General features: G+C 38.2%; 18 protein-coding genes. 9 read left to right on the forward strand and 9 right to left on the reverse strand.

Going from position 1 to position 19,361, the window contains the following annotated elements; translation table 11 throughout:
- Positions 1-45: 45 nt before the first annotated feature.
- Together ME5_RS05105 and ME5_RS05110 are read left to right on the forward strand one after the other, a co-directional pair.
- Entirely contained in the window at positions 46-636 is a 591-nt protein-coding gene (locus tag ME5_RS05105) for a CMD domain protein (protein WP_008039043.1), read from the forward strand.
- 78 nt (positions 637-714) lie between these two features.
- Positions 715-1,329, forward strand: coding sequence for an alkylhydroperoxidase domain protein (locus tag ME5_RS05110; protein WP_008039044.1), 615 nt, complete (start codon positions 715-717; stop codon positions 1,327-1,329).
- Position 1,330: 1 nt separating this feature from the next.
- Here the strand turns inward: ME5_RS05110 and ME5_RS05115 are convergent, their stop codons facing one another.
- The 5 genes from ME5_RS05115 to ME5_RS05135 form a co-directional block, all read right to left on the reverse strand.
- Complete coding sequence (locus ME5_RS05115) at positions 1,331-2,119, reverse strand: heme ABC transporter ATP-binding protein (RefSeq protein WP_008039046.1); 789 nt, start codon at positions 2,117-2,119, stop codon at positions 1,331-1,333.
- Positions 2,116-3,195: a FecCD family ABC transporter permease gene (locus ME5_RS05120; protein WP_008039048.1), complete on the reverse strand. Its 1,080-nt coding sequence runs from the start codon at positions 3,193-3,195 to the stop codon at positions 2,116-2,118. Before ME5_RS05120 ends, ME5_RS05115 begins: the two co-directional genes overlap by 4 nt.
- A 98-nt stretch (positions 3,196-3,293) precedes the next feature.
- Positions 3,294-4,253, reverse strand: coding sequence for a heme/hemin ABC transporter substrate-binding protein (locus tag ME5_RS05125; protein ID WP_008039072.1), 960 nt, complete (start codon positions 4,251-4,253; stop codon positions 3,294-3,296).
- A 22-nt stretch (positions 4,254-4,275) separates the two neighbouring features.
- Entirely contained in the window at positions 4,276-5,319 is a 1,044-nt protein-coding gene (locus ME5_RS05130; RefSeq protein WP_008039074.1) for a hemin-degrading factor, read from the reverse strand.
- Positions 5,320-5,588: 269 nt separating this feature from the next.
- Positions 5,589-7,775: a TonB-dependent hemoglobin/transferrin/lactoferrin family receptor gene (locus tag ME5_RS05135; RefSeq protein WP_008039076.1), complete on the reverse strand. Its 2,187-nt coding sequence runs from the start codon at positions 7,773-7,775 to the stop codon at positions 5,589-5,591.
- A 208-nt stretch (positions 7,776-7,983) separates the two neighbouring features.
- On the opposite strand from ME5_RS05135, the gene hmuQ reads away from it, so the two are divergent.
- Both hmuQ and ME5_RS05145 read left to right on the forward strand, forming a co-directional pair.
- Positions 7,984-8,298 carry a heme-degrading protein HmuQ gene (hmuQ, locus tag ME5_RS05140; RefSeq protein ID WP_008039077.1) on the forward strand — a complete coding sequence of 105 codons (315 nt, stop codon included), beginning with the start codon at positions 7,984-7,986 and terminating at the stop codon, positions 8,296-8,298.
- 300 nt (positions 8,299-8,598) lie between these two features.
- Positions 8,599-9,264, forward strand: a complete 666-nt coding sequence (locus ME5_RS05145; RefSeq protein WP_008039079.1) for a hypothetical protein — start codon at positions 8,599-8,601, stop codon at positions 9,262-9,264.
- Between the two features lie 49 nt (positions 9,265-9,313).
- Here ME5_RS05145 and ME5_RS05150 read toward each other — a convergent pair whose 3' ends face one another.
- Positions 9,314-11,419 carry a lytic transglycosylase domain-containing protein gene (locus ME5_RS05150; RefSeq protein WP_008039080.1) on the reverse strand — a complete coding sequence of 702 codons (2,106 nt, stop codon included), beginning with the start codon at positions 11,417-11,419 and terminating at the stop codon, positions 9,314-9,316.
- A gap of 235 nt (positions 11,420-11,654) precedes the next feature.
- On the opposite strand from ME5_RS05150, the gene dapA reads away from it, so the two are divergent.
- Entirely contained in the window at positions 11,655-12,539 is an 885-nt protein-coding gene (dapA, locus tag ME5_RS05155; RefSeq protein WP_008039081.1) for a 4-hydroxy-tetrahydrodipicolinate synthase, read from the forward strand.
- A gap of 21 nt (positions 12,540-12,560) precedes the next feature.
- The gene (gene smpB, locus ME5_RS05160) at positions 12,561-13,037 is read left to right on the forward strand and encodes an SsrA-binding protein SmpB (RefSeq protein ID WP_008039082.1); all 477 of its coding nucleotides are present in this window, start codon (positions 12,561-12,563) and stop codon (positions 13,035-13,037) included.
- A gap of 68 nt (positions 13,038-13,105) precedes the next feature.
- On the opposite strand, the gene ME5_RS05165 is transcribed toward smpB, so the two are convergent.
- Both ME5_RS05165 and ME5_RS05170 read right to left on the reverse strand, forming a co-directional pair.
- Complete coding sequence (locus ME5_RS05165; RefSeq protein ID WP_008039083.1) at positions 13,106-13,762, reverse strand: uracil-DNA glycosylase; 657 nt, start codon at positions 13,760-13,762, stop codon at positions 13,106-13,108.
- A gap of 38 nt (positions 13,763-13,800) precedes the next feature.
- Positions 13,801-14,388, reverse strand: a complete 588-nt coding sequence (locus tag ME5_RS05170; protein WP_008039084.1) for a LabA-like NYN domain-containing protein — start codon at positions 14,386-14,388, stop codon at positions 13,801-13,803.
- 181 nt (positions 14,389-14,569) lie between these two features.
- Between ME5_RS05170 and rpoZ the strand changes: the two genes are divergently transcribed.
- The 3 genes from rpoZ (at position 14,570) to pyrE (ending at position 18,047) form a co-directional block, all read left to right on the forward strand.
- On the forward strand, positions 14,570-14,968 hold the full coding sequence (gene rpoZ, locus ME5_RS05175) for a DNA-directed RNA polymerase subunit omega (RefSeq protein WP_008039085.1): 399 nt from the start codon (positions 14,570-14,572) through the stop codon (positions 14,966-14,968).
- A gap of 175 nt (positions 14,969-15,143) precedes the next feature.
- A complete protein-coding gene (locus ME5_RS05180) occupies positions 15,144-17,372 on the forward strand; it encodes a RelA/SpoT family protein (protein WP_008039086.1) in 2,229 nt (742 codons plus the stop codon).
- A gap of 96 nt (positions 17,373-17,468) precedes the next feature.
- Entirely contained in the window at positions 17,469-18,047 is a 579-nt protein-coding gene (pyrE, locus tag ME5_RS05185) for an orotate phosphoribosyltransferase (protein ID WP_008039087.1), read from the forward strand.
- Positions 18,048-18,146: 99 nt separating this feature from the next.
- Here pyrE and ME5_RS05190 read toward each other — a convergent pair whose 3' ends face one another.
- A complete protein-coding gene (locus tag ME5_RS05190) occupies positions 18,147-19,340 on the reverse strand; it encodes an MFS transporter (RefSeq protein ID WP_008039088.1) in 1,194 nt (397 codons plus the stop codon).
- Between the last annotated feature and the right edge of the window lie 21 nt (positions 19,341-19,361).

Genomic DNA, 19,361 nt, shown 5'->3' on the forward strand with positions numbered 1-19,361 from the left:
ATTCTGCTTTATCTTAAGTAAACCTTCTATAAGGATTAAGATAAAATGACAAAAAAAGATATTATTGATCAGCTTGTTGGTACATCGCTTTTATTAAGACAACGCCGACCTTTATCAATTGAATATATTCAAAAAAGTTATGATTCTTTATTTAATGTTGAAACGCAATCATTTCTTCAAACGGAGCGTTTTGCAATGGCGAGTTTTGTAGCCATGCTTCATGATCATAAATCTGCCATTCAACATTATACAGCTTTGCTCACTCATATAGCACCAGATTTGCTAGAACCTATTTCTTCGGCTGGACATCGTGCAAAAACTCATGGACCTTATGGAAATTATCCTGATGGTCCTTTAAAAGTTGAAAATGTTGATGGGCTTCACTGGTCTTTAGAGAAAGACTTGCATGATATTTTAGGAGCGAAGCTTTCAAGTGGATTAGAGCATGCACATCGTCTTATTTTTCATCCACGTGATAGTAAAAAAGAGCATTTAGTGCATTTGTCAGATACAAATTGGGATGATAATTCAATAGTCACATTATCACAATTGATCGCTTTTTTAAGTTTTCAATTGCGATTGGCAACAGGTTTGAGTGTTTTGAAAGAAAGCCAAAACGCTAATCTTAGCTCATGAAAGTCGACTTGGTAAAGATCAGTCTATGAGTGATCGAAAAACCTGATCGTTGATGATAATATATTTGGAGTGTTTAGAATGAATAAGAAGACGCTGAAAACTGAGATGACTCATCTAGTTCCAAATGTATTTTCACGTGATTTTTTGGATTGGTTTGCTTGGATTGATCCTATTGATGAGACTGATTTAACAGATCGTCAACGTCAAGCTCTTGTTGATTCTGCACGCGCAAAGTCGACATATTTTACATTATTGGCCCGTGATCCTGATATATTGGAAGCTCGTACACTGACAGATAAAGATATTTTTTATAATGTTAAGGATGGATTATCACGTGCTGAGCGAGAATTGGCAGCGGCTGCTACCTCACGTTTTAATGGGTGTATTTATTGTGCATCCGTTCATGCGCGACATGCAGAACATTATTCAAAAAAAACTGAAGATATTGATAAACTTTTAAAAGAAGGTGTGAGTGTTGAGCTCGGAAAAAGATGGGATGCACTCGTCAAGGCTTCAGTAGCCTTGTCAGAAACACCATCGACATTTTCTTCTTCGCATATAGCTGCTTTACACGACGCTGGATTTAATGACGAAGAAATTATTGATATTATTCATTCGTCCAGTTTTTTTAATTGGGCTAATCGCTTAATGCTTTCTCTCGGTGAACCTGAAATTCAAAAAAAAGATGCATGATTTAATATGAAGCAGATTGTGGTAATATAAAGGGAACATTTTGAGCAGGCAGTGCGCCCACTGTAAGATTGCATTGATAAACTTTGCGAATATTTTCTGTTGTAAGAACAGTTTTTGGAGTGCCTTCTTCTATGACTTTTCCTTGCTGAAGTAAAACAATTTTGTCGCTATAATGTGCGGCTAAATTCAAATCATGAAGAATAGCCAGAACACCGCCACCAGAACGAGAAAATTGCTGTGCTATTTGCATAACAATCATTTGGTGATGAATATCAAGACTGGCGACTGGCTCATCAAGTAAAAGCCAACAAGGATTTTCATGATAGACTGGTTCCCATATTTGACAAAGCACACGGGCAAGTTGCACACGAGCTTGCTCGCCCCCTGACAATTCTTGATAATAGCGGGGTTCATAACCTTGAAGATCAACTTTTTGCAAAGCACGCTCAGGCAGTATCATTCGTTGTTCTTCGTTAATATTTTGTCCAGAAGAAAGCCCCAGTTCAACCACCTCACGGACAAGAAAAGGAAAACTCATTGATGTTGATTGTGGTAAAACAGCACGAATGAGAGCCAATTGAGCATGATTCATAGATTTAAGATCGGTCCCATTAAAATAGATCTTGCCTTGATAGGGTAAATCACCGCTTAATACTTTCATAAAAGTTGTTTTTCCAGATCCATTGGGTCCGACAATTGTGGTTATTTCGCCTGCTTTTGCTTGAAAATCAATCTCATGTAAAATTTTGTTTTTCCCTCTAAAGGCATTTAATTTTTCTGTTTTTATCATTGCTCAAGAATCCCGCGTTGTTTCAATAAAATCCAAAGAAAAATAGGTGCGCCAAATAAAGCGGTAACAATACCAATTGGCAATTCACTGGGCGCAACAATGTAACGTGAAAATGTATCAGCAAGAATGAGCAAAATTGCGCCTAAAAGTGCTGAACAAGGAATAAGATAACGATGATTGGGACCAATTGTTAATCGTAATATATGGGGCACCACAATGCCAATAAAACCGATTCCACCACTTACAGCGACAGCGCCACCGCACATGAGCGCAACAAGGCAGATTGCAAGATTTTTAATTCGTTGTATGGAAAATCCTAAATGTCCAGCGACAGATTCACCAAGAGAAAGCGCATTCAGAGGTTGTGCTAAAAAAGGTGCAATAAAAAGACCCAATAAAATAAATGGTAAAGCCAAACCAATACGCGACCACGTAGCGCCAGCAAGAGAGCCTAAATTCCAAAAAGTAATGTCACGCAATTGTTGATCATTGGCTATAAAAACCAAAATACCTAATGCCGCACCTGATAATGCGCCTAATGCAATGCCTGCAAGAAGCATTGTTGCAATTGATGTTTGCCTATTGCGGGTTGCAACAGCATAAAGAAAAAAGGTTGTTATTAAACCTCCAATAAAAGAACCAAGAATGATTGAAAAGGAGCCAAAATAATTTGTAAAAGCAACAGGCAGAGAGGCTCCTAACACAATGATGAGAACAGCACCCAGTCCTGCACCTGCTGAAACGCCCATAATACCGGGGTCCGCCAAAGGGTTTCTAAAAAGGCCTTGCATGAGAACTCCAGAAACAGCTAATGCTGAACCAACCATAAGGCCAAGGAGAATGCGTGGAAATCTGATATTGACGAGAACAAGATAATCACGACTTGAAGCTCCTTTTTCAAAACCTTCCACAAATAGCGTTTGTATAAGTTTTATGATTGATACATCGTATGGACCACTGATGGCACCAAACCATAGGCTGACTAAAAGACATAAAAACAAAATAATTAACGCCAATCGCCCACGATGACGACGATCACCAATAAAAGATGATGGTTTTAATGTTTTGTTTGCCATCTTTAAAACCTGATAATTAAAAACTTTTACCCATGATGGTTTTGAAGGATAATTTGCATTGTCTTTTGTGTTCAATCACAGTCTTTATCGTCAAAAATTCAATGTGTTCTATTCGCGCGTGTATTTTGGTCGCTTTTGCCATAAAGCGCATGTGCCAATTCACGCACAGCCAAAGGCGTTCTGGGTCCAAAACTAAGAAGATAAAGCCCATCCATTTTTATAACTGCTTTATTTTTTGCAGCAGGTGTTGTTGTGACTGAAGGTATTTTCATGACATCTTCAATCGATGTGTTGACCCCACCGTGATCCATCATCAAGATTAAATCTGGTGCAGCATTAATTATAGCCTCATCATTGAGGATTTTATATCCTTCAAATTCATTAATGGCATTGACTGCGCCCGATAATTTTATAACGCCATCAGCTGCTGTGTTTTTTCCCGATGCCATTACTCTTCCGTTTTGTACAGACAATGCAAAAAGAATTTTTTTAGGTTTTTTAATAGTGTTTAAAAAGTCGTCATTGATTTTAAATTCTTCTACAACTTTTTTAATTAATTCGTTTGATTGTTTTTCACGATGAAGTGCTTGACCAATTATTTTTATTTTTTCAATAATGCCTTCTTTCGTAAAATTTTCTGGAACCACAATCATTGGAACAGACGTATTGGCTAATATTTCGATTGTTGTCGATGGACCACTTCCCTCCACCAATAATATTCCATGAGGGTTTAAGGATAAAATGCCTTCTGGAGAAAGTGCGCGCATATAACCTATGTCTGGCAATTTTAAAGCATCAGATGGATACATGCTTGTTGTATCACGAGCAATAAGATCATTTTGCGCGTCTAATGCGTAGACGATTTCTGTAAGCGCACCTCCTACAGAAACGATGCGTGTTGTATCTTCAAAACGATGAACTTCTATTGACCAAACATAATGTGTAGAAAATATATTTAAAATCAAAACACTAAAAAAGAAAACACACAAGCGTAATGTAAAAAGTATGACACTATGAATGTTAAAATATAGTCTTGATAGATGTGCATTTTTAAGCATTGTAAATACGATCATAATATATTCACGCAACCGCCATTTGTTTAAGAGCAGGAAGTGTTGATAAAAGAGAACGCCAGTCTTCCCTTTCACCTGTTCCTTCTTTACGCTCACCAAAAAATTGAATAATCATGTCACCATGACGATTGAAAGCTTCTAAAGAGCTGACATAGCCATCACTTGTTGGTTTACGAACATGCCAAATTTTATCAATTTCGGTTGTTAACAAATGAAGATTAAACTTTTCGTCTAAAACATTAAACCATGCACCATACATTTGAATCTTTTCTACTTTACCAGTGAAAATTTGTATGCACCCACGATTGCCAACAAAACACATAATGGGTATTTTGTGCTCGACTGCTCCTTCAAACATTTTCTCGATGGCATTTTTATCTAAGGGATTGGCAAATTTTTCGCCGACAAATTTTACTGCATCATAGCGACTGATGTTAAATTCTTTTAAAATATTATGAAGTTGATGAACATCAGTCATTTTTTCCCAACGTTCACGAAATTCTTCAATGTTTGGTATATCCGCTTCATGGCTTTCGGGTGAAGGCAAAGGTAAAACTTGTATAGATTCCTTTGGACTATCTTGGGCTAATCGTTTAATAAGTTTATCCCATTCTTCTACATTTGTTTCAGCTTTAGGGTAAAGTTTAAAAACAGCTTCTCCATAGGCATCAAAAAATTGAAAACTTTTGACCAAACGATCGTGAACATGCATTTCTCGGACAAATCCAAATTTCCAATTATTTTGAAAAATTCGAAGATCAATCTCACCTAGAGTTAACGAAACGTTTTCTCCTGGAATGATTTTTTGAAAATGTCCTATTCTTTCATTCACAGCTCCTTCATTACGTGTCAAAGCCATCACTTCACCAAGTTTGACAGCTTCATTTAAAAATGTCGGAACATCAACACGTATGCGATGAGTACTCCCATTTGCACAATAGGCTTCAACAAGTTCCGCTTCGGATATACCAATCGATTTCGCAAATTCCCGCTCACGCATATCTTTATTTTCTTCACGAAGTGCTAGAATTTTTACAGCAGTAAGAGACATTTTCTATTCCTTGATTATTTATTCAAAATAAGTTTGCCAAAGCGGGTTATTTTAAGTCAGTAGGTTAAATTTTCATGCGTAATAAACACTTCTTGAGCATCGCCAAAAAGCGTTTTACTGTCATAGTGGCGTTTTCTTTTTGACGCGACCGAGCACTCATTATGGTTTTTTTGTGTGATATTTTGCATGAAAGACTCAATTTAAACAAAAAACATGATTATTTTTATCATGTTTTTTGTTGCAACAATAATTATTTTTTCATTTTTTTATTAAAATTTTTGAACTATGGATACTTTGAAACTCCGCCCAGGTTCACTAAAATAGTCTTTTGGTGTTGATGAAGAGGCAGGAAGATCAACCGCATTCCAATATCTTTTGTCAAAAAGATTATAGACGCCAGCTTTAATTCGAGGACCTTTTTTACCAACCGGCTCCCACCAGCCTGTTAAGTCTACCAATGTATATCCTGGTGTTTTAGCAAAATCTGAATTTTTTTCGACCTTATTACGTTTGGCTGTTGCTGTTAATGTTATATCAGATCCCCATTTTTCTTCGGCATAACCGACGCCAAGAACACCTTTAAGTGCGGGTATTGAATTTAAATGTTCATCTGTTTCTGTGTCTTTGCCTTCAGCATAGGCAAGTGCGGCATTTGTGTGCCATCCATTTGACAACACCCAATGGGCACGCGCTTCGATGCCTGAAATTCTAACGCGGGCTCGATTAATATATTGTTGTCTGGAAAGCAGAAATTCACTATCGGCACCATAATCAATCGTATCTATGAAATTGCGATAATAATTTGAAAAAAGACTGAGCGCCCCACCAAGATGATTATCACCTAATAATGCGCCAATATCATATCCATTACTTGTTTCATGTTTTAATTCAGGATTACCGGCAATATAATAAAATCCGGGATTTGTATAATTTAAATAAAGTTCTGTAACACTAGGTGCGCGAAAAGCTTGTGCCCATTGGGCATAAAGGGTGAGTTTATTAATTGCATCCCATTCCAAGCGAACCTTAGGTGACAAACGTGAACCACTATTATTGGAAGGATATCCAGAAAATCCTGCAGCGTTTTCATAACTTCCTGTTTTTTGTGGACGGTGATCATACCAGTCATATCTTACGCCAGGTGTTAAACGAAAACGATTGTCAAAAAAACTGATCTCATCCTCAAAACTAATACCAAAACTTGTACTATCGGTATTTGGGGCATCAGACTGGTTGGTATAAAGAAATTGACAACCAAAATATTGAGGAGGAAATGGTGCTGAAGGGCAGCTATCTTCACCCGCTGCATATTGCTGAAATTTTGATGAAGACGCATCCGTTGCGATACGTAATGTGTGGATCGTGTCGCCAATCTCAACCATTTTTAAGCCAGCAGCATTTATACCAAAACTTATATTACGCATCATATTATCGCGTGAATAATAACCACGTGGTATTGAGATTCGATCGGCGGATGTGTCGTCATTGGTTCTTTGTCTTTGCCAATAAACAATCGCATGAGCCTCATCAATTAAAGAACCACCACCATTATAATCATATGAGAGGGAAAGACGCTCACGTCTTTTTTTTTGTTCATTTTTAACTGAACCCACTCTATAAATTGTTGTAGAAGCATTTAAGCTATCAATATCTTTATCAAAATCGAACCGCTCAGCCGTAAAGCCAAGCCGCTGTGTACCATCAATATGTTGATAGATTTTAAATAACAAATTATTTTGATCATAATCAGCAGGATTTTCTTCAACGCGATCAAGACCATAGCCGCCACCAAGACCGTTATTTTCACGCTTTTTACCTCTGACATATCCCCCTTGGAAGAGCGCGTAGGTTTGATTGGCGCGCACAGCAAATGCCTCATCAATGTGCCAACTACGATCAATTGAATCATAACTTCCCTTAGTTATACTTCCCCAATTTTTATCAGGCGATAGTATATCTTCAGGATCCAAGGTTCTTAAGGCAACAACACCACCTAAGGCACCTGAACCGTATAGGCTTGAATCCGCTCCATTAATAATATCGATTGTGGATAAAGACGCAAAGTCAAACATGGATATGCCACCTTTGATACCGCGTGATGAGTCGCTTAACCAGGGTAATCTTATGCCATCAATAGTCGTCAGAATTCGATTGTCGCTCAGTCCGCGTATAGTAAAGCTATCATTCGTGGAATTATACGTTATGGATGGATCAAGACGTCCTATATCATGAACATCATCAATTTGTTTGTTTTCAATGTCCTGTGCTGTATGACGATTGGTTAAAACAGTTGGTGTATTAAGCGTTTTCTGTGGCTGTGATGTGACAATCACAGTGTCAAGTTCGTTGATATTTTCGCGGTTATTATTTTGAGAAAATGCCGGCAGTGGCATTGAAAAACACACCACGCTTAAAGCTACACAGCTTTTCCACTTCATTCTTCGCTTAATATACATACCCAATTTCCAAACTTTTGTAAGAGCCTCTCATTAAAAAAGCGCTTGGCTTGCAAGTTTAAGGCTGGCTGAGCAAATTTACAACGTCCTGAGCGTTGATAGTGCTTTAATATAAAACATGATAAAATTAGTCAAGAAAAAAGTTGCAAATCTTCTTAAAAGGTTTTTAATAGCAGATATCTTATCTTATAATTGGAGAATAAATGCTATGTATATTGCGATGAATCGTTTCCAAGTTATAAAAGGATGCGAAGATGAATTTGAGCAAGTATGGAAAAATCGACAATCACGTTTGGCTGAATTGTCTGGTTTTATACAATTTCAACTTTTACGCTGTGACACACAAGAATCGTCTGAAATAACACTCATTTCTTCTCTCGTTTTATGGAAATCAAAAGGCGATTTTATTCAATGGACAAAATCTGAACAGTTTAAAGATGCCCATAAAAATGCTAGCGAACGTAAAAATTTATTTACCGGGCTTCCTGAATTTGAAGGTTTTGAAGTGGTCGTGAGCTCATAAATATTATTATAATTGATTTATATGACTCGGACATGCAGAAAGCGTCCTGAAAGTATGATATTTAGAGCGCCTTCTGAATAGCTGTGAATAGCAATTTTAAAATCAATTTTTTAAAATGATGATTTTCTTCAAGAATAAATTTTTTAAATAAAACTATTTTTGTTTTTTTTCGAGATTTAGGCTTATTTGACCCTGCCATCTCTTCTCAGTTTGAAGTTTCTAGTTTAAAGGCGTTTTAATGTTTTTATCTTTGATGAGGTCTTGATCTTATAAGGATATTTTTAGAATTTTGGTAATTATATGTTCATACGCAAAATATTTTGGCCTGTTGTTACTTTTATATTTTTTCTTGTTGTGATGATAGTTTGGTTTGGCGGTGGTCTTGCGCAGCGACAACGAACAGCTCAATTGACAGAGTTAATGACGCAATATGAATGGTTTTCTTACGATTTAAAGGGAAGCTCGGTAATTTTACGCGGACTTGCACCAGATCGTGAAACCCAAGAAAAACTTATTCATATTGTTCGTGCGATGGAGAGTATTGACACGATAACCTCGCAAATCATTTTGCCTAAAAATAGTGAAAATAAAGGTTTAATTCTTACACTCTCAAAAGATTCATTGACATTAAGTGGCCCATTGCCGATTAATATTGATCGTTTTGATTTCATACATCAAATTGAACAATTAAAACCGGGATTTATAATTTATGATGAAATGGATTCAAGCACTATTAGTGATGATGATCGTTTTGAACCAGAACTTCGTATTATGACCACTTTATTACCAAAAATGACACTGGGTGTTCTTGAGGTTTCTGATGAGCATGTGGCAACAGATGAAGCTACGCAAAAAATGATTAAAACAATGAATCTCTCACATTTAAGTTTGATCCTTGATGATAAGTGTATTTGGCTATTAAATGAGAATGAGCAATGGTATAAATCTTGTCATCAACCAGATTAAATTTTAACACTTAACATGTTTTTATGATTATAATGTCTTGGCTTATTGATTAACGCCGGCCAGAAACAAGATCCGTTTTTATATCACTTTGCCCTGACAGTCTTGATTTATAAACTTGATAATTTTCCATCACACGCATAACATAATTGCGCGTTTCTGTATAAGGAATACGTTCAACCCAATCAACGACATCATCAATATTTTGACCACGTGGGTCGCCATATCGTGCAATCCATTCATTTGCTCGGCGTGGTCCGGCATTATAACCAATAAAGGTTAAAATATACGAGCCATTAAAACGAGCAAGCTGCTCCCCCAAAAAATGTGCGCCTAATGTCGCATTATAACCCGCATCACTAATCAGTTTTTGCGGTGACCAGGCGATAGAATGTTTTGCTGCAACTGACTTTGCAGTTGCAGGTAATAATTGCAAAATGCCTTGTGCTCCAGCAACAGATACAGCTTTTGGGTTAAATTCACTTTCTTGACGTGCAATAGAATAAGCGAGAGCTTTTCCCGATGCAGAAATATTTGCTTGCTCAGGTATGGCCCCAAGGGGATGTGAAAGTGAGCCAACATCCATGCCTCGAAGAACAGCATTTTTACCAATGCGTAAACTGGTATAATGATCGCCATTTTTTTCTGCCATGACTGCAAGTAACGCCATTTCTCCTGGCGTTTTTAGTTCATGTGCCAGTTCGTTATATAGAAGACGTGCACGATCTGCATAGCCAATCGTTTCAAGACGCTTAATTGCCATGACAGATTGCCGAGCGGCGAAATTTTCTCGGTCTGTTACTGATGCTTTAGGATATGGAATGTCAAGTTTCACCCCCCCAAGTTTTGAAGCGGCTAATTGTCCATAATATGTTGTGCCAAAATGAGCAGCACGTTGAAATGCATCCTTTGCTGCTTGGCTATTACCTTGCGCTTGGGCACTGCGCCCAATCCAATAATAACCACGAGATAACGAAAGCGGACGCGAGGAAAGTTGCAAAATACGATTGAAATGGGTCATGGCAGTTTGTGGGTCATTCATAAAACGCAACGCATACCAGCCTGCATGAAATTCTGCATCCGCTGCCATTGTAGGACTTTCAGCGGCATGTGCGGCTGCAAGCTGATAGGCCAATTTTGGCTTATTTATATCAAGCATTTCACGAGATAAAACGCGTCTTTCAATCCACCATACATCGGGATCCGTTAACGCTTTTGCATCTTTAGGTGCTTTAAACATAATATCAGCAGCTGCATCATAGTGTCCAGAACGACGCAAATATTGAATTTTTGCAAAAAGAAAAACGGGATCGTTATGCCATTTTTTATCAACTGCTGTGAGTTTTTGTTTGGCATTTGATTCGTTACGAGCAACTGCGGCAAAGCCTGCATAAAGCGAATGCGCTTTTGCCAGTTTTGCAACACGTTCTGCGGAATTTATACGATAGGCATAAAGCATCGATCGCATACGTGAAAGGTGATCATTTGTTGTTAAAATATCCCCAAATGTCGATAATATGAGCTGTTCTTCAGATGTGTTAAGTTTCGCGTTTTGCCACCAAGGTGCAATAAGTTGGTGCGCTTTTTCTATTTCGCCTTCTATCATTAATGCGCGACCTAAAACAACCATCCCCTTGGCTGTAAGTGGCGTGCGATTTTTAAAGGCAGCAATAGTGATTGGTGGTAAGTGCACTTCATCTGCAAGCGCTTCTTCAAAATTGCGTTGCATTGTATTTTGGCCTGGCCAATCACTTAATTTATAAGTAATTTTTTGAATGTCACAACTTGAAATTCCTTTAATCCCAGACATCGCGATTGACCAGTCAAGAATATCACGATCAAGGCTATCTTGTGCTAAAGTATTGCGTAAGGATAGGGTTTTTAAAATGTCCTTAGAATAAAGAGCATCAAGAGCTGCTTTTAATGTTTGCTGATTTTTCCCAGAACTTGCGGAGGAGGGCGTTTTTTTTATGAAACTATGAGAATCAAAGGGACCTGTTCCTTTAGGTGTTGATGCGAAAGGGCTTGCAAGTGGTACAGGTCCAGTTTGTGGTAAAGAGGACGATTGCAGTGCGAAAGACATAGGCATTCCAGCGCAACTCATGATGACACAAAAAGTGCTTGTTGAAATAAGCCGTGATTGAAAATTACGTTTCATACGTCATCACCTATTCAATAAAATGCTGTAGAGATACACAGTCTCACCGAATTTGAGAACGATTGCATGAAAGTGCAGTTAATAAAGTCTTATATGTGCACGATCTTAGTTCTTTTAAATAATATTCTCTTTATAAGATATATTCAACTTGCGTCATTCCTATGGCAAGACTATGATTTATGATAAAAATGAAAAGCAAATATCTCGCAATGGGATCTATAATTCGGAGTTTAATATGCTCAAGGGAGCGCTGAGTGCACTTATCACACCTTTTGATGAGAATGGAAATGTTGATGAAACAACGTTTTGTCAATTTGTCGAATGGCAGATTGGACAGGGGATAAATGGTGTTGTTCCAGTTGGCACAACTGGTGAATCACCAACACTAAGCCATGACGAACATAAGTGTGTGGTTGAATTGTGTGTAAAGCAGGTTGCAAAACGTATTCCCGTTATCGCTGGGGCAGGTAGCAATAGTACGCTTGAAGCTGTTGAATTAGCAAAACATGCACAAGCTGCAGGTGCAGATGCTGTTTTGGTTGTTTCCCCTTATTATAATAAGCCGAGCCAGAAGGGGCTTTACACCCATTTTTCAACGATTGCACAAGCGGTTTCCATACCTATCATCATTTATAATATTCCCGGGCGTTCCATTGTCGACGTGAATGTTGAAACAATGGCAAAGCTTTGCCATGATTTTAAAACGATCATTGGTGTAAAAGACGCAACATGTAAAGTTGAACGGGTAAGTGAACAACGTGAAAAATGTGGTCACGAGTTCATCCAATTGTCTGGTGATGATAACACAGCATTAGGTTTTAATGCACATGGTGGGGTGGGTTGTATTTCTGTTACATCGAATATAGCACCAAAATTATGCGCACAAATGCAACAGGCTTGCCAAAATGGTGATTACGCAAAGGCTCGCAAGATTAATGATCTTCTGGCGCCGCTTCATCGTTCTTTGTTTATTGAGCCTAATCCGGCAGGTGTTAAATATGCTGCGAAAAAACTGGGTTTGAGTTCAGACTATGTTCGCTCTCCCATGGTAATGCTTGAGGAAAGCACTAAAAAAACTATAGATGACGCGTTGCGTCATGCAGGTCTTGTAAAAGAATAAGAAAGTTGCCATTTTGCGCTTATGAATAAAAAAAACACAGGATCAGCGCGCAAAATTCTTGCAGATAATCGCAAGGCGCGTTTTAATTTTGAAATTCTTGATACGTTTGAAGCTGGCTTGGTTTTGCATGGAACTGAGGTAAAGTCCTTGCGTGCTAATCATGCCAATATCGCAGAAAGTTATGCAAGCTTCGAAAATGGCGAATTTTGGCTTATCAATTCTTATATTCCCGAATATATACAAGGCAATCGCTTTAATCACGAACCAAGACGTTTGCGTAAACTTCTTGTATCTAAACGGGAAATGTCACGCTTGTTTCAATCTATTTCGCGCGATGGTATGACAGTAGTTCCCCTTAAATTATACTTTAATGATCGCGGGCGTGCAAAACTTGAAATGGCTTTAGCCCGCGGTAAAAAATTACATGATAAGCGAGAAACAGAAAAAAAACGAGATTGGAACCGTGAAAAATCAAGATTATTGCGTGATCGCGGCTAATATTACATGAACGCTGCAGTAGTGAATGTATAGTGTGTAAAACCGTTTAATATTTTTAGCGAACGAATTTAAGAAGAGCGTGTTTGTAAATAATTTTGTACAGATGCAAAAATATCATGAAACATATCTTCGCTTAAACGTCCCGTATTTGTGTTGTAGCGTGAACAATGATAGCTGGAAAATATGCGTAAACGACCGATATTTGTTATTTTTCCGTGGCCAAATGGATGTGCGTTAATTTTTTCTCCTAGAGCTTTTATGGTTGATTGATGGGCGATTGTTCCAAGTGTTATAACTGCACTTAAATGAGGCAAATTTTTCAAAAGAGGTGAGAAAAATTGTTGACACGTATTTATTTCATTGCCTAATGGTTTATTCTCAGGTGGCACACATCGCACCGCATTGACGATTGTTGTGTCAATCAGTTGAAGACTATCATCAGGGCGCGCATCAAACTGTCCTGTTGCAAATCCAAATTTTTTTAATGATGAATAAAGAAGAACACCCGCATAGTCACCCGTAAAAGGTCGACCTGTTCGATTGGCACCACGCAGTCCTGGTGCTAGTCCAACAATTAAAAGGCGCGTTGTATCAATGCCAGACTGCGGTAAAAAAGGCTTAACAGGTGCATTATACCATTGCGGTTCTGTTAATCGCCACTGAGCAATAAATGCATGAAGGCGTGGGCATAAAGAACAGTTCAAAGATGGTTCTGGATAAGACATGATTTTTTAAAGCCATTATAAATAACGATGAACATAAGTTAGAGTTCATCGTCAAATTCATCATCATCGTCATATGCAAAAATGTTTTGCTCTTTTTCCGAAGGATCTCTGCCGATTTCTTTTTTCAAACTTGTCAATTCAATGAAATGATCGGCTTGGCGGCGTAAATCATCAGATATCATTGATGGCTGTGTTGTCAATGTTGAAACAACACTCACCTTACGTCCACGTCTTTGAAGAGCTTCAACAAGTGATCGAAAATCACCATCACCGGAAAATATTACAAAATGATCAATACTGTCTGCAAGTTCCATTGCATCGACAGCCAATTCAATATCCATATTGCCTTTAATTTTTCTTCTTCCAGATATATCGGTAAATTCACGAGCGTGTTTTGTGATTACACGATAACCATTATAATCAAGCCAGTCGATCAAAGGTCGTATAGAAGAATATTCTTGATCTTCAATTAAAGCGGTATAGTAGTATGCACGCAGCAAATAACCACGATTTTGGAACGCTTTTAAAAGCTTACGATAATCAATATCAAAACCAATGGTTTTGGATGTGGCATAAAGATTGGCGCCATCAATAAAGAGGGCGATTTTTTCGCGGGAATCAAACATTTTAAATATCCATTTCGCTGTTGAGCATAATATAAAAAATATGGTTTTAAATTATGACAGGTTTGAATGATTGCCAAGTTAAAAATTCAACGTTCTTCATCAGTTTTTCTTGTTTTTTTGAATAAAAGTGTTTATAGATTGATCATATTTATCCATTTCTAAATTTTAGGAAAGGGGCATTATGGCCCGCGTAACAGTAGAAGATTGTATTGATAAGGTTGATAACCGCTTTGAGTTGGTGCTTTTAGCGGGTCACCGTGCTCGTCAAATATCACAGGGTGCACAAATAACGGTTGACCGTGATAATGATAAAAACCCAGTTGTCGCTTTGCGTGAAATTGCTGATGAAACATTATCTCCGGCTGATTTGAAGGAAGATTTGATTCATTCCTTACAAAAACATGTTGAAGTTGATGAGCCAGAGGTTGCACCTGAATTAATTGAAGGTAATGTTGAAATCGATGCGGTTTTTGGCACACATAATGAGAATGCAAACGTCTCTTTCGATCATATGTCTGAAGATGAGCTTTTGGCTGGTATTGAAGGGCTTGTTGCTCCAGAAAAGAGTGATGATTACTAAGATTCATATTTTTTTATGATGATGCGCTTCTCAATGGAGGCGCATTTTTTTTGCTTATATTTTACATATAGGCATATTATCGACATATAAGTATTAGATAATAAATAAAATGTCGCATAAAATAAAATTTTGCCCAAATAAGCTATTTTAAAAGAAAATATAGGAGAGTATCGCCATGATGCGTCAGTATGAGCTTGTTGAGCGTGTGCAACGTTACAAGCCTGACGTCAATGAGGCTTTGCTAAATAAAGCATATATTTATGCGATGAAAAAGCATCGTGACCAAAAACGTGCTACAGGGGATCCCTATTTTTCTCATCCTTTAGAAGTTGCGGCCATATTGACTGATATGCGCCTTGATGAGGCGACAATTGCTGTTGCTCTATTGCATGATACGATTGAAGATACAAATGCAACACGCGCTGAAATTGATCAAATTTTTGGCAGTGAGATTGGTCAATTGGTTGAAGGTTTAACCAAATTAAAAAAACTTGATCTTGTTTCAAAAAAAGCTGTTCAGGCTGAAAATTTACGCAAATTATTAATTGCCATTTCACAAGATGTGCGCGTACTTTTGGTTAAATTAGCTGATCGCTTACACAATTTGCGTACATTAGGCATTATGCGTGATGATAAGCGCCGTCGCATTGCTGAAGAAACAATGGATATATACGCACCCTTGGCAGCCCGAATGGGAATGCAGGATATGCGTGAAGAATTGGAAAATTTATCCTTTTTTTATCTGAATCCTGAAGCATATCGTGCTGTTACAGACCGGCTTGCAAACCTTATGGTGCATAATCGCGATTTGCTTTCGACGATTGAAAATGATCTGACAACGTTATTTACAAAACACGGCATTAAAGCTCATGTAAAAAGTCGTCAAAAAAAGCCTTATTCGGTTTTCAAGAAAATGGAAACCAAGGCTTTATCATTTGAACAATTGTCTGACATTTTTGGTTTTCGTGTTATTGTTGATACGATGGAAGAGTGTTATGCAGCCCTTGGCGTTATTCATACGACATGGTCGATTGTGCCGGGGCGTTTTAAAGATTATATTTCAATCCCAAAACAGAATGATTATCGTTCAATTCATACAACAATTGTTGGTCCTTCGCGTCAACGTGTAGAATTACAAATTAGAACACGTGCAATGGATGATATCGCTGAATACGGAGTAGCCGCGCATTCGATTTATAAAGAGCATGGATCACGTTATAAATCCTCAAAAATTTCAAATGAAACTAATGCCTATGCGTGGTTACGACAAACGATTCAATCTTTATCCGAAGGCGACAATCCAGAAGAATTTTTGGAGCATACTAAGTTAGAATTGTTTCAAGACCAAGTTTTTTGTTTCACACCAAAAGGTCGTTTGATCGCTTTGCCAAGGGGCGCCACTCCAATTGATTTTGCTTATGCGGTTCATACGGATATTGGCGATTCGTGTGTTGGAACAAAAATTAACGGACGGATTATGCCACTAATGACTGCGCTTAAAAATGGCGATGAAGTTGATATTATTCGTTCAAAAGCACAAATGCCGCCATCAGCATGGGAATCTTTGGTGGTTACAGGTAAAGCGCGTGCCGCAATCAGACGCGCAACACGTTCTGCAGTACGTAAACAATATTCAGGTCTTGGAACACGTATTTTAGAACGTACATTTGAACGTGCAGGAAAGGTCTTTTCCAAAGACGAAATAAAACAATTTTTACCCAGACTGGCGCGTAAAGATATTGCTGATGTGTTGGCAGCGGTTGGACGTGGCGAACTTTCATCAACGGATGTTTTGAAAGCGGCTTACCCTGATTATAAAGATATTAGAGTTACTAAAAATAGTCAGCTTAAGTCAGGTGAGCAAGGTTGGTTTAATATTCAAAATGCACAGGGCATGATTTTTAAAGTCCCAGAAAGCGAAAACCAGAATGCAGGTGGCGTGCAAGAAAAAAATCGTGCATTACCGATTCGTGGTACCAACGGTGATATACCTGTGCGCTTTGCACCAGAAGGCGCGGTTCCAGGAGATAGGATTGTTGGTATTATGCAACCTGGTGCGGGTATTGTTATTTATCCAATACAATCATCTGCGTTAACTGCTTATGATGACCAACCAGAACGCTGGATTGATGTGCGTTGGGATATTGATGCTGCCATGAGTGAACGTTTTCCTGCACGTATAAATGTTTTAGCCATTAATACGCCTGGTTCCCTTGCTGATATTTCTAAAGCCATTGCCTCAAACGATGCAAATATTCAAAACTTGTCTATGGTACGTACGGCGCCAGATTTCACAGAAATTATTATTGATTTGGAAGTTTGGGACTTAAAACACTTGAATCGTATTCTTTCTCAGTTAAAAGAAGCAGGATCTGTAAGTACGGTTAGGCGTGTTAATAGCTAAGTCATCTGTCCGCTCTTATATATCGGTTTGTCTCCAAACGACTTCAAGTGAAAATTAAATGGTGCATAGAAGATGCACTAAATTCAAAGGTGCGCGATGAATACACAAGATGTGCTGGATATTTTTAGACAAGCAGGAGCCATTTTAGAGGGGCATTTTATTTTGACGTCTGGTCGTCACAGTGGAACTTATATGCAAAAAGCGAAAGTGTTTATGCATGCCGATATGACTGAAAAATTATGCCGCAGTCTTGCACAAAAAATTCAAAAAAATGTTATAGGTTCTATTGATTATTTAGTCGGGCCAGCCATAGGTGGACTGATCCCTGCTTATGAGACATCTCGCCATTTAGGTGTTCCCTCTATTTGGGTTGAGAGAGAAAATGGACAATTTCAATTGCGCCGATTTGATATAAAAAAGGGTGATCGTGTTGTGATCCTTGAAGATATTGTCACAACGGGGCTCTCAATTCGTGAAACGATTGATGTGATGCGTAAGTTGGATGTCGATGTTGTTGCGGCGGCCTGTATCATTGATAGATCAGCTGGACATGTCGATGTCGGCGTGCCTTTAATTGCGCTTGCTGAATATGAAGTGGCTTCTTATCCTGCAAATGATCTTCCACCTGAATTAGCGGCTATTCCTGCAATTAAACCTGGAAGTCGAACATTTTAAACAAACAATGATAAGGTTTAATTGAAATTAAACTTTTATATTGTGTTGAGGCATAGATAAACGCATCCGCTCATATTCAATATTGATGTATGAACACCCTTATTGTTTCTTTTTGAATTTTGGTAAAAAAACAGCCACAAAACCTAAAAGCGGCATAAAGGAACACAACTCAAACATGGCTTGTGAGCCAATCATGTCCATAATACGACCAAGTGCAGCAGCAGATAAAGCACCAATGCCGAAAGAAAGACCAAAAAATAGTCCTGCAACAGTTCCGATTTTTCCTGACATAAGTTCTTGAGCAAAGACAACAATTGCAGGAAATGCCGATGCTAATATCATGCCAATAATGACAGTTAAGATCGCCATGATGGGTAGGTTGACATAAGGTAGAAGAACGGTGAAAGGTAAAACACCGAGGATGGACACCCATATCACTGTACGGGCACCAATTTTATCGCCAATTGGTCCACCAAAAACTGTACCGATCGCAATACCGCCTAGATATAGGAAAAGCAACAATTGCGCTTGATGAAGTGAAATCTCAAATTTTTCTATCGTATAAAACATATAATAATTTGTCATGCTTGCCATATAGACATATTTTGCAAACATGAGGGATATAAGCACGATAAGAGCGCATTTGACTTGCGCGTTTGTTAGATGATGATGCACCGTAATGCTTTTGCGTGCTGCACGCATTTTAAGATTTTGTGCAAACCAACGACTAACAAAAGAAAGCAAAATGATTCCTAAAAATGCTAAAATAGCAAGCCAGCCAATGCGATTTTGTTGATAGATGAAAAGAGCGGCAATTAAAGGCCCCAAAGCAGCACCAGTATTTCCACCGACTTGAAATATCGATTGAGCAAAACCATGTTTGCCTCCGGATGCCAATCGCGCAACGCGAGAAGCTTCTGGGTGAAAAATGGATGAACCAAGACCAACAAAAACTGCACCGAATAAAAGCATCGAATAATCATGTGCTGTAGCAAGCATGAGAAGCCCAATGAGTGTTGATGCAGAAGCAAAAGGAAGAGAATAGGGAAGAGGATGTTTATCAGTATAAAATCCGATTAGGGGTTGTAAAACAGAACCAGTCATTTGATATACAGCTGTTATAATACCAACTTGAAAAAAGCTAAGGTCATAATTTTTACGCAATATTGGATAAATTGCTGGTAACATAGATTGCATAACATCGTTTAGGAAATGAGCACAGCTAATTGTAATAATAATGGAAATGACTGTCATTTCTTGTGATTTGACATCATTTATGCGCATTTCATTCATGGTGTGCCCTTTTACATAAAA

It is taken from the genome of Bartonella tamiae Th239 (assembly GCF_000278275.1).
GTDB classification, from domain to species: domain Bacteria; phylum Pseudomonadota; class Alphaproteobacteria; order Rhizobiales; family Rhizobiaceae; genus Bartonella; species Bartonella tamiae.

What these genes read in the sequence shown, in the direction of transcription:
- ME5_RS05165 (WP_008039083.1), bottom strand. Translation starts at nt 13,762, where the DNA reads ATGTCTTATCCAGAACCATCTTTGAACTGTTCTTTATGCCCACGCCTT.
- ME5_RS05145 (WP_008039079.1), top strand. Translation starts at nt 8,599, where the DNA reads ATGTTCATACGCAAAATATTTTGGCCTGTTGTTACTTTTATATTTTTT.
- ME5_RS05180 (WP_008039086.1), top strand. Translation starts at nt 15,144, where the DNA reads ATGATGCGTCAGTATGAGCTTGTTGAGCGTGTGCAACGTTACAAGCCT.
- dapA (WP_008039081.1), top strand. Translation starts at nt 11,655, where the DNA reads ATGCTCAAGGGAGCGCTGAGTGCACTTATCACACCTTTTGATGAGAAT.
- ME5_RS05190 (WP_008039088.1), bottom strand. Translation starts at nt 19,340, where the DNA reads ATGAATGAAATGCGCATAAATGATGTCAAATCACAAGAAATGACAGTC.
- ME5_RS05150 (WP_008039080.1), bottom strand. Translation starts at nt 11,419, where the DNA reads ATGAAACGTAATTTTCAATCACGGCTTATTTCAACAAGCACTTTTTGT.
- ME5_RS05135 (WP_008039076.1), bottom strand. Translation starts at nt 7,775, where the DNA reads ATGTATATTAAGCGAAGAATGAAGTGGAAAAGCTGTGTAGCTTTAAGC.
- ME5_RS05120 (WP_008039048.1), bottom strand. Translation starts at nt 3,195, where the DNA reads ATGGCAAACAAAACATTAAAACCATCATCTTTTATTGGTGATCGTCGT.
- smpB (WP_008039082.1), top strand. Translation starts at nt 12,561, where the DNA reads ATGAATAAAAAAAACACAGGATCAGCGCGCAAAATTCTTGCAGATAAT.
- hmuQ (WP_008039077.1), top strand. Translation starts at nt 7,984, where the DNA reads ATGTATATTGCGATGAATCGTTTCCAAGTTATAAAAGGATGCGAAGAT.
- ME5_RS05105 (WP_008039043.1), top strand. Translation starts at nt 46, where the DNA reads ATGACAAAAAAAGATATTATTGATCAGCTTGTTGGTACATCGCTTTTA.
- ME5_RS05115 (WP_008039046.1), bottom strand. Translation starts at nt 2,119, where the DNA reads ATGATAAAAACAGAAAAATTAAATGCCTTTAGAGGGAAAAACAAAATT.
- ME5_RS05110 (WP_008039044.1), top strand. Translation starts at nt 715, where the DNA reads ATGAATAAGAAGACGCTGAAAACTGAGATGACTCATCTAGTTCCAAAT.
- pyrE (WP_008039087.1), top strand. Translation starts at nt 17,469, where the DNA reads ATGAATACACAAGATGTGCTGGATATTTTTAGACAAGCAGGAGCCATT.
- ME5_RS05125 (WP_008039072.1), bottom strand. Translation starts at nt 4,253, where the DNA reads ATGCTTAAAAATGCACATCTATCAAGACTATATTTTAACATTCATAGT.
- rpoZ (WP_008039085.1), top strand. Translation starts at nt 14,570, where the DNA reads ATGGCCCGCGTAACAGTAGAAGATTGTATTGATAAGGTTGATAACCGC.
- ME5_RS05130 (WP_008039074.1), bottom strand. Translation starts at nt 5,319, where the DNA reads ATGTCTCTTACTGCTGTAAAAATTCTAGCACTTCGTGAAGAAAATAAA.
- ME5_RS05170 (WP_008039084.1), bottom strand. Translation starts at nt 14,388, where the DNA reads ATGTTTGATTCCCGCGAAAAAATCGCCCTCTTTATTGATGGCGCCAAT.